Consider the following 14,816-nt stretch of genomic DNA (forward strand, 5'->3'; position numbering starts at 1 on the left):
TGCAATGATTGACTTGCACTACGCGCCAACGCCCAATGGTTGGAAGATCTCGATTCTGCTGGAGGAACTCGGGCTACCGTATAGCGTCGTCCCAATCGATATTCGCGCCGGTGAACAGTTCAGGCCAGAGTTTCTCGCTATCAGCCCGAACAATCGTATTCCAGCGATCGTTGATCGCGCGTCGGACCGCGGCGAGCCTATCTCTGTATTCGAGACGGGTGCCATCCTGATCTACCTGGCCGAGAAGACGGGACGCTTTCTGCCAGTGGATGTGCGTGGTCGTAGCCGGGTTTTACAATGGGTGATGTGGCAGATGGGCGGTCTTGGACCGATGCTTGGTCAGCACGGTCATTTCCGTCTCTATGCGCCGGAGAAGATCCCGTATGCGATTGACCGCTATCAGCGTGAGGCGACGCGACTGTATGGTGTGCTTGACGCTCAATTGGGCAAGACCGGGCGCTTTGTTGCTGGCGACGAGTACACGATAGCCGACATGGCCTGCTTCCCGTGGACGATGACTCATAAAGCGCAGGGTTTCACACTCGAGGACTATCCGAACGTCAAGCGCTGGTATGCGGAAGTTCGCGAACGGCCGCAAGTGCAAGCCGGCCTTGCGGTCGGCAAATTCGTGAAGGAGCCGTTTTCCGACGAAGCAGAGCGAATCATGTTCGGCGCATCCAGGGTCGTCGCTGAATGAACGGTGATGGAGGCCTCTGGCGATTGAAAATGGAGATGCTGGCTCGCAGCATCGCGTACCGGAGAGATGGAGAGTGTAACGATCGATGATCGAGTTTTTCTTCGACTGCTCAAGTCCGTGGACCTACCTCGCCTTCCACAACATTCAAAAATTGGCGAAGGAGTTTGACGAGCCGCTTTCGTGGCGACCCGTGCTGGCTGGCGGCATCTTCAATGCGGTCAATCCGAGCATTTATGCCTCGCGCGAAAATCCGATCGCGCCGAAAGCGCAGTACGTGCTGAAAGATATCGCTGATTGCGCTCGTTCGGCCGGTCTTGTGATTAAGATGCCACCGACGGTCTTTCCGGTAAACAGCGTAAGGGCGATGCGCGGCTGCGTCTGGCTCGGTAGCGACGGGATGGTCCCGTTCGCAACTGCAGTGTTCGAAAGCTATTGGGGTGAGGACAAAGATATCTCCCAGGAGTCTGTGCTGACCAACATTTGCAAGAAGGTGAGGATCGATCCCGCGGAGTTCTTTCGAAACATCAACGAAGAGGCGGTCAGGAATCAGCTTAGGCTCAACACGGACGAGGTAATCGCACGCGGCGGCTTCGGATCACCGACAATCTTCATTGACAGAACCGATATGTATTTTGGCAACGATCGTCTGCCTTTGATCCGCGAAGTGTTGGAGCGCCGCAAGGCAGGGTAGGGCTCGACCCTGCAATATTGCTCTCAAGCCGTAGGATTGATGCTCAAGTTTGCAGGTGGTTATGCTGTCCGGGCTCAGAAGCAGAGATCTTTTACGCCGATGGTGGTTGACCGAGAAGAAGCTTGTTCCCATTGTGGCCAGCATCTTCCGTCTTGAGGATTTCCGCGAAGCCTTCAAAGCGATGACCAAACGCTCTGCCTCCAAGATGATCGTGCGCATCGAACGATCCTCTGGAGCCGCCCGGATGGCTCCGCTACTCCATCATTTCCAGCAGAATGGGTGGACTGAGCTGCAGATCATGATCCGATTCTGGATCATTTCGTGGTGCTGGCGCTCCCCGGCCTCTCCACACTCAAACAGCGTTGATGACGATAGTCCAACCCGCCATGCAATTGCGTGGCTGTGGGCCTCGTTAATGCGGCCCGGTTTATGCAAGATGAAAACAGTCGAGAGCATCACGGTGCCAATTCGAGGCGGCTTCGGGCGCGTGGCTGCCTTGATCAGGTCGCCAAACGTGCGAACGTTCCGCGCCACGCGTGGCTTGGACGATCCGTTGCGATCGATATTCCATCTCGAGCGCCCATTCTTCTCCGCCCTTGCGCCGCCGGAACGTCTTGGCCACATAACGGGCGCCTTAAGAGGAGGTGAAGTACTATAGCCTGAAGGCTTTGCGATCGCCGTAATTAGGTGGGCTTTATTGGTCTAACTCCGTCGGTCGACGGCAGGCCCAATTTTATGCGGAGATCGGAGAGCGGCCTTCCAAGATCGGGGAGGCTAGTAAGGGCTTCGTCCGATATCTCGCGCACCTCACCGACGGTTTTCAGGTCGGGCTCCTCGGAGAGCGTTCTGGATCCTGGTGGAAAATAGGACGCGTTCGATCGGAATATGGTCCGGCAGCTCGGGTGCGGGAGCGACCATCGGACCCGCGGCCGCCTCTTCCCGTAGCCGAACCCGATTTTTATTGAACGCCTTCTGAGCGGGTTCATGATACGCATGGCCGCTCGTGCCTCGTGTCCCCTGAGAGTTTTCGCTCAGCGACAGACAGACTTCGATCGGTGCTTGTCTTGTCGTCCGTCATTTTCCGTGCGCTTTCACCAGCCCGGCGGGTTTATCTTTGGCTTTTGCCGCGCGCGGCGCGTGTTGACCGGCGATGCCTTTCAATCCGACTTGGTACGGCGGGAAACGTTACAGACGTGCAGCTCCATTTCAAAACGGTGAGCATCACTCTTTCGGCCGGACGAGAGGAGCAGCGTCTTGGCGGCCAACGGCATCCTCTACCAAATGTCAGGATCGATCGAGGTCTCGCTGGGTGGCGAGGCGAAAATGCTGAGCGCCGGAGAGGGGCTGTTCATCGCCGGCGGAAAGACGGCAGCGCTAACGGCGGGCAGTGGGGTGCCGTCAACTTTTCTCCACTTCTCGCTAGCGAGAAGCGTTCGCTCCTCGCAACCGTTCCGTAAACAAAAACGCCCCAATCGCAGCAAACGCGAGAAGGACAATTCCTCCACCCGACAGGAAGGTAAGCGTAAAATGTGTGTCCATGACATTTTCCCAAGAGGCAAGAGAGATGATCGGGTGCAGTCTCGGTTCGACTCTGCCGCTACCCTGGTGTCAGCCCAGCTGCGATTTTTCAGGTGATCAGATCATCAGACAACCACATCGAAAAGCCGACGTTTCGCTATTCGTCGAGCGTCTTCGCTGATCAGGCCGAATTGCAGTGCGAAATCGGTTCAAAAATTTGCGGCGTCCAAATCGTAAGAGCCCCTGCTACCGCGGCTGTAGACCTTGGCAGCGGCGGCACAGATCAAGTCACGATTGGAATCAAACGCGTTCAGAAAGCCCGCTTCATCGTAGCTGGCATCTGGTTGAAGTCGCTTCAGCGCGCTTTCGTTTATGAAAAACGACGCCTCGATAGCGCTGTCGTGTCCCCAAAATCGCACGGCACGCCGCGTGCGATCATAAGAACGACTGTGATTTGGAAACTCAATCATGGTTGAGGCCGATCAGTTGCCGGTACACGAGACTCGTGCCTAGCACGATTTGCATCGAATGATTTCGGATGCCCCTAGCTTATCCTGTCCCGCGACGGCTCACGTCGACGTGCAGGCGGTAGGCTGACAACATCTGACGTGGCCGAAGCTTGACGCGAAGGGCGGGATGTTGGAGCGATTCAGTTGCGTGAACCCTCAAATGGTTATCCTGGAAGCGTATTACAATGCCGCTCGATGCTGACGACAGCAAGAAAGTTGCGCTTGGCCCTCGCTATTCTGCGAATAGGCACCACATCTTAGTCATCACCGCGCGCCCCTCGGCTGTTATCGGTGACTGAGAGCATTGTGCTCCCGCCGCGGCCAAGAGGCGGTCAAATGTCAGATATCTCCAAGTTCAGTGTTCGCGAGTGGATGGTACCTCCCGTATTGCTGCCGATCGTTTTTGTGCTGCTGATCGCTGCTGCAGTGCTTATTCAGTGGTAGTTCCTCCCGGCAGGCGAGCGCCGTCAGCTCCAGCCAATGGCTCATTCGGGCCAATGAGGGGAGTCAAACCCTTGTTAGCTTCTGAACTGAACATCAGGGCGGCAAACGCCCTCAATAGAGCTCGCAAGATGCCGCCGGGACATCAGCGCGGGGAGGCACTGCAAAAGGCAACAATCCTGGAGAACGCTGCTGAGATGCTCGAGCATCTCGGCGGCAAGGCCGGCGTGCCGTCAGAATGACAGTTGAGAGTTGCATCCCGTCCGCTCCACCATTCACGCACCGATCGGGTCGGATATTCTGAGGAAAGAGCACCTAGGTATGGATCATAGGGGAACCGAGATGCTTGTCCCAGATCGATCGCTCGTTCCAGTCAACAGCCGTTTCCCGTAGAGGGGCCCATCCAATGATGCTCGATATTTCACGCAGTCCGGCCGTCGTTCTCGTCGTAGAGGACGAGATGATGCTCCGCATGCGCGCGGTCAACATGGTGGAAGACGCCGGCTACGCGCCGGTGGAAGCTCTGGATACCGACGAAGCCGTCTCAATCCTGGAATCCAGATCCGACATCGCGCTCATGTGCACCGACATTCAGTTGCCCGGCAGCATGGACGGCCTGGGCCTTGCGCATACCGTGCATAAGCGTTGGCCGGTGATCAAGATCATCCTGATGTCGGGGCAATTGAACCCGGCGAGCATCGATCTTCCCCCGTGCAGCAGATTTTTCGGCAAGCCACTCCAAGCCTGGCAAATCATAGCCCAGATGCGCAGCATGATCGGTCACGCCTGAAGCTGGTGGTTTTGGTGCCGGATGCCGCCAAAATCGCACAACGCGAACGCTCCGCCCAAAATCGAGTGCGGCACCCAGTCCAAGGTGATAGAGTTGCAAATGCTTGAAGTCGATCTCCGCACAGATCCGCCCCCCAGCGACGCAGAATCGCACCAGGACTTTCTGGCGGCTGAGAACGTTAGCCTGCGGCTTCTCCTGGCGGAGGCGGAGATCAATACGAGGAGTCTGCTTGCCAAGGCCGGTATCGACGCCAGAGAGCGCGAGGCGGCCGACAGGCTGCAGAATCTGATCCTTGAAGAGCTGCACCACCGCATCAAGAATACCCTTGCGACCGTCGCCGCCATCGTCTCCCAAAGCCTGCACGGCTTACAGGGGGCCGAGCACGCACAGCAGGCCATCGAGGGCCGGCTATTGGCGCTCGGCCGGGCGCACGATCTTCTTTTGCAGGCAAGATGGTCCAGCGCTGATCTTGGCACGGTCGTCCGTAGCGCCATCGAAGCCTTCGACAATCCCGATGAGTCGAAATTCTCGATCTCGGGACCCGATATCCGGATGACGTCGGCTGCCGTCATCGCTGTCGCGATGACGCTTAACGAGCTTTGCACGAACACCACGAAGTTTGGCGCCCTGTCGGTCCCGGAGGGGCGCGTCGACCTCGTCTGGACAATGGACCGACAGACCCAGCGCTTGCACCTGACCTGGACCGAGAAGAGCGGCCCAATGGTCCAGCCGCCCGTAAAGCGCAGTTTCGGAACGCGGCTGATCGAGACGCTTGGCAAGCAGCTCCGGGGCGACGTGCAACTAACGTATGCGTCGACGGGGTTCTCGTACACGTTCGATGTACCGATAGCGTCTCTGAGCTCCTCGCCGACATAGCCCGCGCGCGATGTGTAGCCACGTGAGTGGTTCAGTCTTTCTCTTCATCCCTCATTGGGAGCCGTCCTTTTTGCGGTGAACATTGGCACGGCGTGTGCGGACAAATGTGTACCGCCGGATTGCGATTTCCCGATCCGACACAACGCCGCCAAGCATTACTCGGCTCGGCGGCGTTGTGCTTTTTAGGGAACGAGATTTATGTGTGCCGAGGGTCTTTTGGGACGAGAAGGGGCGGCGACTCATTTCTTTCCGAGAGGCTGACATTGGCCAAAAGGCAAAGCTGGCAAGTTTGCCGTTCGCGTGACCCACGCGGAATCCCGGGAGCCAGCACCGCAGCCTCACGCAGAGCGGGTCCACAGTCGCGGGTCTGGTAGCCAAGTCACAGTGGCGTAGCGAGTCCTGTGGAATGGGTTACCAACGCCGCCCCCAATTGCCGCGCCACCTACCTCCCCATCCGCTGCCACCCCGAAGCAGCCATGCCCGTCGAGCTGCAAAGCGAACGACTCCTCGTCTCCGGCAATATTTGCAATGTGAGCAATATTGACCAGTGAGCGCGGCATTTTTGAAAGCATACTACCGCTCTGATAGCGAGAGATTGGCCGCCGTTGTGTAACATTCCAATATTGGCTTGAGGTCTCAAATGGGGTCTCGTAAGCGGCGCATTGAAGCCGTCCTCGACACGCGCATTTCAGCCCCGCAGCGAAGTGCGATGCGGTCAGGAAAGCGGTCGCGGTCCATTTTCCAACGCATGGTAATTAGGGGGCTCCCTATGGGTGAGGTTGCGCCGCAGAGCAGATTTTTCGTTCGCACGGGAGGTGTCGGCTGGATGGTCTACGATCGAAAACGCAGGGCCCGGCTCTAATTGGAACTGAAGTGGCGGAACGTTTGTCGAAGGAACAAGCAGGACGGGTGTCCGCGATCCTATCTGCTTCAGCAGAGAAGACTTGAACGCTTAAAGCTAAGAGGGTCCGCCTCACTTCGCGGACTGACAAGGCCAGCCTCGAGTTTCGCGCCATTGCTGTGCGGAGCACAGGTCGGTGAAGTTGGGCCAAATCGCATCGGCCCTCTCAGACAATTGTCTCGTTGGCGTTAACACGCGTCAAACCACGATGCGCGATTTGATCGCCGGTCAGGTCGCTAGTTTCTATTTATGAGCGTTATGTACGGCGTTTCTATCTATGAGGGTTCGCTAGAGACCAGAGGAAATCGGCGTCTTACATAACTGTGTGACGCGCCGTCGCCACGATCGGAAAACCGATGCTTAAGTTGCTGGCACGAAGCGCGGTGATCTCTTTTGCGTTGATTTCGGCGTCCGCCGCCGAACCGGTCAAGCTCAAATTGGCCTTCCCAAGCTCCGACCGCTCGACGAGTTATCTCGCCGCAGTCAAACCATTCGTCGACGCGGTCAACGCCGAGGCAAGAGGCCAGATCGAAATCGAAACCTATTTCAGCGGCGCGCTTGGCAAGGATCCGGCTGAGCAACCCCAGCTCGTGCTCGACGGTAAGGCCGACATCGCCTACGTCGTGACGGGACTGACTCGGAACCGGTTCGTAGATAATGCAATCATCGAGATGCCCGGCCTGTTTACAAGCATGCGGGAGTCCGTTGCGGTGTTCAACCAGCTTATGGCCGCCAACGCGCTGCAAGGATACGAAGACTACACGGTGATCGGCGCTTACGTCACCGAGCCTGAGACGATCCACAGCAATATCCCGATCAGGTCGCTGAACGATCTGAAGCACAAGAGAATTCGCGTCAACAATCCGGGCGAAGCCGCCGCGCTGGAAAAACTCGGAGCGCAGCCCGTATTTCTGGCGGTCACCAAGATCTCGGAAGCCATCGGCAATGGCAGCATCGACGGTGCCCTCGTGCCACCATCGCCATTGGTCGATTACGGCATCAAACGCGTTGCGACTTATCATTACCTTCTTGGAATCAGCGGCGCGCCGCTGATGGTTTTGATGAACCGGAAAACATTCACCGGACTGCCGAAATCCGCGCAGGCGATCATCCTCAAATACAGTGGTACGTGGGCAGCCGGACGCTTCATGGATACCTACGAAGCCGTAGAAAGCAGCATTATGGGTGAGCTGAAGTCCGATCCGAAGCGCCAGGTGGTCATCCCCTCGCCATCGGACCTCGATACGGCCAATGCCGTGTTCGCGGCCCTTGCCAATGATTGGGCTTCGAAAAGTGAGCGCAATGCCGAGCTGCTGAAAACGGTTCGGACCGAGCTCACAAAATTGCGATCGACCCGGTAGCCGCGGATGCCATCGCTCGCCAATATCTGGCCTCAGCGAAACATCGTTACCATCGTCGCCGCGCTCGCGACTCTATTGATGGGAACCGGGATCACCCTGAAAATCACGACCGATTACCTTCTACGTCAAGATGCGACATCGACCGCTCGTAGCTGGGCGAGGTTCCTGGCGGCCAGCGTCACCGATCTCGAGCAGATCGCCGGCGGCGAGCAGCCTTCCGCCGCGAGCATTGCGTTCTTCCTGTCGGCGCGAAATTCTGGCGAGGTCTTTCACTACGAAATATTCAACCGTAATGGCTATTCCCAGCTCGTTTCGACCCGCGAAAAGATCGCGCTCGTCGACTTGTCTGAATACAGCCCCGATGCGGCGCGATCGGTGGTCGACGGTCAAACGATCGTCGACGTCAGGGAGGGCAGTTCGCCCGACCAACCGGCATTCTTCGCCCGCGCCTATGTCCCGGTCCAGATCGATGGTCGCCCCACTGCGGTCGTTGCGGCCTACGTGGACCAAACCGAGCAACGCAAGAATGTCCACAACACGTTCCTGACCGCGGCCGTGTTCCTTTGCCTGCTGTCGGGTCTCGCCTTCTCCATTCCCGCAATTGCCTGGTATCGAGAAACGAAGGTGAAACACGCTGACCGGCGCATCCGGTTTCTCGCCCATCACGACGCGTTGACCGGGCTGGCCAATCGCCCTCATCTGATCGAAAAGCTGGAGAGAGCCGTCGCTCGCCTGCAGATGCGGGGCGGCAGCCTTGCCGTACACTTCATCGACGTCGACCGCTTCAAGGAGGTCAACGATACGCTCGGTCATGACGGCGGCGACTTCCTGCTCAAGGCCATCGCCGCGCGTCTGCGCGCAGCGGTCAGAATCGACGACGTGGCGGCCCGGCTCGGCGGCGACGAGTTCGTCGTCGTGCAGGGCGGCATCGCCGGCAAGGCGCAGGCCGAGTCGTTTGCGCGCCGTCTCGCCGCCGCCGTAAATGCGCCCGTGAAATTCAAGCAGCACGAGATCCTCACCACCGCTAGCATCGGCGTGGCGCTGGCGATGGAAGAGGACACCACCCCGGAGCGATTGCTCAAGAGTGCCGACCTCGCGCTGTACGCGGCCAAGACTGCCGGCCGCAACTGCATCCGGTTTTTCGCGCCAGAGATGGATATAGAGCTACAAGCTCGCATCGAGCTCGAGAGGGCGATTCGCGAGGCGGTACTGAATGATCGCTTCGAATTGCATTACCAGCCGCTCTTCGAAATAGCTCAGCGCCGCCTTGCCGGCTTCGAAGCGCTGATCCGGATGCCCGCGGCGGACGGAACGCTCATTCCGCCATTGACCTTCATTCCGATCGCCGAGGACTTGCGGCTTATCGACAAGATCGGGGCGTGGGTGTTGCGGGAGGCGTGCCGCACCGCCGCGACCTGGCCGGCGCACCTGACCGTTGCAGTGAACCTGTCACCCCAGCAGTTCGTGGCGGGCACCATCAGCGACATCGTCGCTGCCGCACTGAAGGAGGCGGAACTCGCGCCGCACCGGCTCGAACTGGAGATTACCGAAGGCTTGCTGCTCGGCAACACCGAAACAATTATGGCGCAGCTCCTGACTCTCAAGGCGATGGGCGTGGCCATCGTAATGGACGATTTCGGTGCAGGCTATTCGAGCTTCAGCTATCTGTGGCGATTTCCGTTCGACAAGATCAAGATCGATCGAACCTTCATGCAGGGCCTCGAGGGCCCCCATTGCCAGGTCGGAGCGGTGGTCAAAGCGATCATCGCGCTTGGACGCGAGTTGAACATGCGCGTAACGGTCGAAGGCGTCGAGACCGCCAGCCAGGCGGCGTTTCTCGATACGGCCGACGGTGATCAGGTCCAGGGGTTTTTCTTCGGCCGGCCGGTCCCGGCCTCGGAACTCGGCGCCAGCATTCTGGCCGGCTTCTCGAGGCCAATGCCGCCGGCTTCGCCCGTGCCCAAGCTGCACGTGGTCAACGCCACGGCTGAACGGTAGCACGAAACCTGCACTTCCGTGGGCGGAGCGGCTCCCGGCCCTCCGCCATTGTCGACCATTCTCGCCTTTCGGTTAGCGCTTGTCTCACCAACATGACATTTTCTTCCGTGGCCTGCATCTCTCGCCGAGGTTGCGCGTTGGTGATCATGCCTACCATGGAAAATCAATCGCGTTGCAACTCCGTACCCGAAAGCGGCAGTCCACACACCGGTCGACCTCTCACGACGTCGATCGACGGCGCAACAAATGGCGGGTACGGCCCACGGCACGAGTTGGACGGGCATCTTAATCCCCGCAAGACCGAGGCACCGGAGACTGACGCTCCGACCGCGAATGTGGCGCAATCCAAGCCGAGCCGGATACCACTGCGATTTGTGAAGGCGGCCGCGGGCATCGCCATCGTCGCAGTATTCGGCTGGCTCCCTCTGAGAGCGCTTTTCCAGACGTCAAGCGTCGAAGCCGTCGTCAACTCGAGACTGGTGACATTGAGATCACCGATCGACGGCAAGGTTTCAGCCGGCGCCGGTCTGTCGGGCGATACAGGCATCGTCGCGGAGGGCACGTTCATCCTTCGCGTCGTCAACCCGCGCGGTGACCGCGTGCGGCTCGATGATCTGCGCAGCCAGATGTCTCGCCTGGAAAACGAAAGGCCAAGCCTCGTTTCGAAGATAGCCTCCGCCCGCGCAGCGCAGAAGGATCTGGCGCGTCAGGCGGCCCTGTTCACGGAGGGGCGTATTCGTCAGCTCGAGGCGCGCATCGCCGAGATCCAAACCTCGATCGAGGCGGCCGCGGCGCGGCGCGAGGAGGCGGCGGCTGCCGTGCAAAGAGCCTTGTCGCTCATCAAGTCAGGCAGCGTTTCCTCCGTCGAGCTTGGGCGCTTGACACGAGATCAAACCATAGCCCTGCAGACCGAGATCGGCGCGCGCCGCCACCTGGATGCGACCCAGGTCGAGCTCACCGCCGCGCGCCAAGGCACGTTTCTCGGCGACAGCTACAACGATCGTCCGAGTTCGGTGCAGCGTGAGGAGGAAATGCGGCAGCGGGCGGAAGGGCTCATCGCGGACGTCGCGCATGCGGATGCGCAGATCGCGTGGCTCGAGGGTGAGGTTGAATCCGAGCGATCTCGCTACGTCAGCCGCTCGGAAGCGGAGATCACATTCCCCGTCGCTGGTCGCGTCTGGGAGATCCTGACTGCGCCAGGTGAGGACGTCCGGGCCGGCCAACCGCTCGTTCGCCTGCTCGATTGTTCCGGCGCGGTGGTGACGGCGAACGTCAGGGAGAGTGTGTACAACAGCCTGCAACTGGGATCGGTCGCGCATTTCCGACCGAGCGCCGAAGGGCCCGAGTTGGCCGGCATCGTGGTCAATCTCACGGGCTCCGCGGGGGCCGCGGCCAACCTCGCCATCAGTCCCGATGCGCTGAGCAAGGAACCATATCGTGCCACGATTTCGGTCCCCGCACTTAACGATGGCTCCAACGATTGTCCGGTCGGGCGAACCGGACGCGTCATCTTCTCGGCAGATAGTGCGAGAAAGCCATGATCGCCGCGCTGACGCCGGGCCTTCTTGCGCTCGGATTCTGCCTTGCCATCCTGCCCTGGCTGCGGCCTGGGAACTCTGCAGCGCGTTCGCTGATGACCGCGATCCTATTGCTGCTTATGATCCGCTATTTTGGATGGCGCCTTACGTCCACGATCCCGCCCGTCGGCTGGACCTTCGATTTCGTCGTGGGAGCAATGTTCCTCGGCGTCGAGGCTGCATCACTCGCGGCGAGTGCACTGTCGCTGCTGTTTCTCAGCCGCACGACCGACCGAACGCCGCAAGTCGAAGCCAACAGACGGTGGCTTGCCGGACAGGTCTCTCCCCTGATCGACGTGTTTATTTGCACCTACAACGAGGAAGTTTCGATTCTCGAGCGCACGATCGTCGGCGCAACTGGAATGAACTATCCTAACTATCGAGTTTGGGTGCTGGACGACGGGCGGCGCCGCTGGCTCGAAAAGCTTGCAGGCGAGCTCGGCTGCCGCTATCTGGCTCGGCCCGACAACAAGGACGCCAAGGCCGGCAACATCAACCACGCTCTGCGGCATGTGACGGGGCTCGCCGATCCTCCCGACTTCATTTCGATCCTCGACGCCGATTTCGTTCCCATGCCCGAATTTCTCGCTCGCGCGATGTGCCTGTTCCGCGATCCTGGCGTAGGCGTGGTGCAGACGCCTCAGCATTTCATCAATGCGGATCCGATCCAAACCAACCTGGCTGCGACCAAGGTTTGGCCGGACGAGCAGCGCTTCTTCTTCGATATTCTGATGCCAGCGAAGGACGCGTGGGGCGTGGCTTTCTGCTGCGGCACGTCGTCGGTCGTCAGACGCTCGTCACTTGTGAAAATTGGCGGCTTTCCGACCGATTCCGTGACGGAGGATTATCTACTGACGCTGCGGCTGAAGGAAATCGGCGCGCGCACGGTGTACCTGAACGAACGTCTGACCTTGGGGTTGGCCCCGGAGGGGCTCAAGGAGTACATCACTCAGCGCAGCCGATGGTGTCTTGGCTTCATGCAGATCTTTCGGGGGCGCAGCGGCCCCTTTTCCCGAAGATCGCGGCTGGATGTTGTCGACAGGCTGTCCCTCGTCGAAGCATTCATGAGTTGGACCTCGACCTATGTCGTCAAGGTCTTCGGTCTTGTCGTTCCGAGCCTATATCTTCTGTTCGGCATCAAAGCCGTTCAGGCGGATCTTTTCGTACTCCTCGGATATTTCCTGCCGTTTTATGTCTGGTACTCGCTCACCATGGCCTGGATTTCTCGTGGACGGTCAATGGCGGTGATGTCCGACGTCGCTCAATATATTGCCCTGCCGGCGGTTCTCAAAGCGGTCGCAACGGGACTGCTCAAGCCCTTGGGGCACAAATTCGAGGTCACTCCAAAGGGCGGAGATCGCGATCATGGTTTCATCGAATGGCCGCTGCTCAGGGTCTACGGGCCCGCGTTGGCGATTACGCTTGCCGGAATTGCCTATGCCTTCGTGCTTCATGCGCAAGGCGACATCATCGCCTATGGCGGCCTGGCGCTGGCCTGGAGTTTATACAATGCGGTCATCCTGACGATCGTCTGCCTGGTGTCCATCGAGCAGCCGCGGCGGCGAAAGGCCGAGCGGTTCGAGCGAACTGAGCCGGTTCTTTTCAGTATCGGTGGACGGTCCGGTATCTACCGTCTGGCCGATATGTCGATCACGGGTGCCCGCTTCGTCAGCAACAATCCTCCACCCGTTGGCACTGCCGTTCATTGCACTCTTCGGGAGAGAACTCTCGCCGCTCTGGTCGTGCGGCGTACAGCGGATGGATTTGCAATCCGATTCGACGAGACCCTCAACACGCGCGTTGATCTCATTCGAGCTTTCTATTCCGGCGACTACGTCACTGCATTCACCGGCATACGTGCCGCCCCCCTCGGCAAGGCAATCATAATGCGGATTTTCGGGTGATTACGTCTGCAGGCGATATCGTTGGCTCGAGGCTTCGCCGCGGCTCGGGCGGCTGCATGGAAGGCATTGGGCAGCATGGCTGTCCCACCAGGATGTCGTGCTGATGGGCGGCAAGAGCGAGCCACAACGGAGAGCGTCGCCGCAGATCAGGGTCGGTCGATAACCAACGCGCTCGTCGTTGAAACTGAGCAATATTGACCAGCGAATCGGTGTCTCTAAGAGCATGTATCCTTGGGGGGGCGGACTGTTGGGAGGAAGGAATGATCGTCGAGCGAAAGTCACCCAGCTTTTGGCCTCAGAGTCCGGACGACGAGATGCGAATGAGGGGCGCCCTTCGCTCTCTCGAAAAGGAGAATATGGAGCTGAAGGAACTGGTCGTCCGCCTTTCGGAGACCATCCTTCGATATGTCGAAGGGCGGCGCTGAGTTCGCGAAACGATGCGCTGAGCCAGATGTCCGGTGAGCGGGTCACTGCCGTTGCGAAGCCAGGCTCGCACCGTCGGCATCGGCGTCGCAATGCCTACATCGATGGTTTTAGCGCCCGATCACTTCGGTTGCGCGCGTGCTATGTCGGCGCCCGCAGCTCCCCCTGAAACCAAGCTAAAGTATTTGCGCAATTCATCGGGTCGACTACCTCGTCGAGGAGCTGGTGGATGAGGTCACAAGCGGGACATTCGAAGGTATGAATGCAAAAGCCGGCGGGACCGGGCGCAATGCGCGCCAGGATCATGCTTATCTGGCATTTGGGACACGTCGGTCGCTGGATCGTCATGGAGCGAGCCTTGATCATGGCGGGAGCGCGAAACTCCCAGTCACCGGTGGATGCCGTTGGGAGCGGTGATGCACCATCGTTGAGCAATGCATGCTGCTGCCGCTGACCAATATTGATCACCTCCCGAACTAGCGTTGGTTATCCCAAACACGCGCTTTCACGATTCGACTCTTTTTTCGAACATGTAATTGTCAGATCGTTCCGATGGATGGGCGTCCGCCGGCTATGGCTGGCCTGTCCGCGCCGACGCCCCACCGGTAGGGGGCTAGCCGACCGCTGATGACAATTCCGCTGCACGCGCATTCGCAGCGGTTGTTCCTCGTACAAACACACGCCGCGCAGCAAGCCGGCAACAATTGACGGACCCGAAGCAACTATTGGTGGTGCTGAACGTTGATCCACACCAAGCGAACAGGGAAACACAAATGTCAGATCAGATCCGGACAAAGCAGAATTTTCCGCACCAACCGAATGGCAATGATCAACTTGAGACAGGAGCTCCATCCAGCGCCTTCCCCGGGGGCTTCCTTGCGATTGCTAGTGCTTACGGGGACTACACGAAGAAGTCGCTCGAGGACACGAAGCTGTTTGTTGAGAAGCTCTCGGGCGTAAAGTCGCTCGACAAGGCGATTGAGGTTCAGGCCGACTTCGCCAAGGCAACTTATGACACGTTCGTTGCGGAGACGCAGAAGATCGGCCTGCTCTATGGCGAGCTTGCCAAGCAGTCGTACAAGCCATTCGCAGGGCTTGTCGCAAAGATGACCCCGACAAATCGGTAACAT

11 protein-coding genes and 1 pseudogene are annotated in these 14,816 nt (G+C 59.1%); 11 read left to right on the top strand and 1 reads right to left on the bottom strand.

Annotated features, from left to right (window positions below; genetic code table 11):
- The first annotated feature begins 4 nt into the window (after positions 1 to 4).
- From MOV75_RS02305 to MOV75_RS02320, 4 genes and pseudogenes are all read left to right on the top strand, one after another.
- Positions 5 to 697: a glutathione binding-like protein gene (locus tag MOV75_RS02305; RefSeq protein ID WP_246917805.1), complete on the top strand. Its 693-nt coding sequence runs from the start codon at positions 5 to 7 to the stop codon at positions 695 to 697.
- 85 nt (positions 698 to 782) lie between these two features.
- Positions 783 to 1,388: a 2-hydroxychromene-2-carboxylate isomerase gene (locus MOV75_RS02310; RefSeq protein ID WP_246917807.1), complete on the top strand. Its 606-nt coding sequence runs from the start codon at positions 783 to 785 to the stop codon at positions 1,386 to 1,388.
- Positions 1,389 to 1,629: 241 nt separating this feature from the next.
- Positions 1,630 to 1,754, top strand: a pseudogene (gene mraY / locus MOV75_RS02315) (phospho-N-acetylmuramoyl-pentapeptide-transferase); the annotation flags it as partial.
- Between the two features lie 888 nt (positions 1,755 to 2,642).
- Positions 2,643 to 3,023 carry a hypothetical protein gene (locus MOV75_RS02320; RefSeq protein ID WP_246917809.1) on the top strand — a complete coding sequence of 127 codons (381 nt, stop codon included), beginning with the start codon at positions 2,643 to 2,645 and terminating at the stop codon, positions 3,021 to 3,023.
- 92 nt (positions 3,024 to 3,115) lie between these two features.
- Here the strand turns inward: MOV75_RS02320 and MOV75_RS02325 are convergent, their stop codons facing one another.
- Entirely contained in the window at positions 3,116 to 3,376 is a 261-nt protein-coding gene (locus tag MOV75_RS02325; protein ID WP_246917813.1) for a DUF1488 domain-containing protein, read from the bottom strand.
- A gap of 886 nt (positions 3,377 to 4,262) precedes the next feature.
- Here MOV75_RS02325 and MOV75_RS02330 point away from each other — a divergent pair.
- From MOV75_RS02330 to MOV75_RS02360, 7 genes are all read left to right on the top strand, one after another.
- Entirely contained in the window at positions 4,263 to 4,646 is a 384-nt protein-coding gene (locus MOV75_RS02330) for a response regulator (RefSeq protein ID WP_246917816.1), read from the top strand.
- A gap of 99 nt (positions 4,647 to 4,745) precedes the next feature.
- Positions 4,746 to 5,522, top strand: a complete 777-nt coding sequence (locus MOV75_RS02335; RefSeq protein WP_246917819.1) for a sensor histidine kinase — start codon at positions 4,746 to 4,748, stop codon at positions 5,520 to 5,522.
- A gap of 1,257 nt (positions 5,523 to 6,779) precedes the next feature.
- Positions 6,780 to 7,784 (top strand): TRAP transporter substrate-binding protein DctP, encoded by a 1,005-nt coding sequence (gene dctP / locus MOV75_RS02340; RefSeq protein ID WP_246917821.1) that lies wholly within the window; start codon positions 6,780 to 6,782, stop codon positions 7,782 to 7,784.
- Positions 7,785 to 7,790: 6 nt separating this feature from the next.
- Positions 7,791 to 9,782, top strand: a complete 1,992-nt coding sequence (locus MOV75_RS02345) for a bifunctional diguanylate cyclase/phosphodiesterase (RefSeq protein WP_246917823.1) — start codon at positions 7,791 to 7,793, stop codon at positions 9,780 to 9,782.
- Between the two features lie 155 nt (positions 9,783 to 9,937).
- On the top strand, positions 9,938 to 11,323 hold the full coding sequence (locus tag MOV75_RS02350) for an HlyD family efflux transporter periplasmic adaptor subunit (protein WP_246917860.1): 1,386 nt from the start codon (positions 9,938 to 9,940) through the stop codon (positions 11,321 to 11,323).
- On the top strand, positions 11,320 to 13,263 hold the full coding sequence (locus tag MOV75_RS02355) for a glycosyltransferase (protein ID WP_246917825.1): 1,944 nt from the start codon (positions 11,320 to 11,322) through the stop codon (positions 13,261 to 13,263). The genes MOV75_RS02350 and MOV75_RS02355 overlap by 4 nt, the downstream gene beginning before the upstream one ends.
- Positions 13,264 to 14,459: 1,196 nt before the next feature.
- Positions 14,460 to 14,813, top strand: a complete 354-nt coding sequence (locus MOV75_RS02360; protein WP_246917828.1) for a phasin family protein — start codon at positions 14,460 to 14,462, stop codon at positions 14,811 to 14,813.
- The last annotated feature ends 3 nt before the right edge of the window (positions 14,814 to 14,816 follow it).

It is taken from the genome of Bradyrhizobium sp. PRIMUS42 (genome assembly GCF_023006515.1).
Lineage (GTDB): Bacteria > Pseudomonadota > Alphaproteobacteria > Rhizobiales > Xanthobacteraceae > Bradyrhizobium.

What these genes read in the sequence shown, in the direction of transcription:
- MOV75_RS02310 (WP_246917807.1), top strand. Translation starts at nt 783, where the DNA reads ATGATCGAGTTTTTCTTCGACTGCTCAAGTCCGTGGACCTACCTCGCC.
- MOV75_RS02330 (WP_246917816.1), top strand. Translation starts at nt 4,263, where the DNA reads ATGATGCTCGATATTTCACGCAGTCCGGCCGTCGTTCTCGTCGTAGAG.
- MOV75_RS02335 (WP_246917819.1), top strand. Translation starts at nt 4,746, where the DNA reads ATGCTTGAAGTCGATCTCCGCACAGATCCGCCCCCCAGCGACGCAGAA.
- MOV75_RS02325 (WP_246917813.1), bottom strand. Translation starts at nt 3,376, where the DNA reads ATGATTGAGTTTCCAAATCACAGTCGTTCTTATGATCGCACGCGGCGT.
- MOV75_RS02360 (WP_246917828.1), top strand. Translation starts at nt 14,460, where the DNA reads ATGTCAGATCAGATCCGGACAAAGCAGAATTTTCCGCACCAACCGAAT.
- MOV75_RS02350 (WP_246917860.1), top strand. Translation starts at nt 9,938, where the DNA reads ATGGAAAATCAATCGCGTTGCAACTCCGTACCCGAAAGCGGCAGTCCA.
- MOV75_RS02305 (WP_246917805.1), top strand. Translation starts at nt 5, where the DNA reads ATGATTGACTTGCACTACGCGCCAACGCCCAATGGTTGGAAGATCTCG.
- MOV75_RS02345 (WP_246917823.1), top strand. Translation starts at nt 7,791, where the DNA reads ATGCCATCGCTCGCCAATATCTGGCCTCAGCGAAACATCGTTACCATC.
- MOV75_RS02355 (WP_246917825.1), top strand. Translation starts at nt 11,320, where the DNA reads ATGATCGCCGCGCTGACGCCGGGCCTTCTTGCGCTCGGATTCTGCCTT.
- dctP (WP_246917821.1), top strand. Translation starts at nt 6,780, where the DNA reads ATGCTTAAGTTGCTGGCACGAAGCGCGGTGATCTCTTTTGCGTTGATT.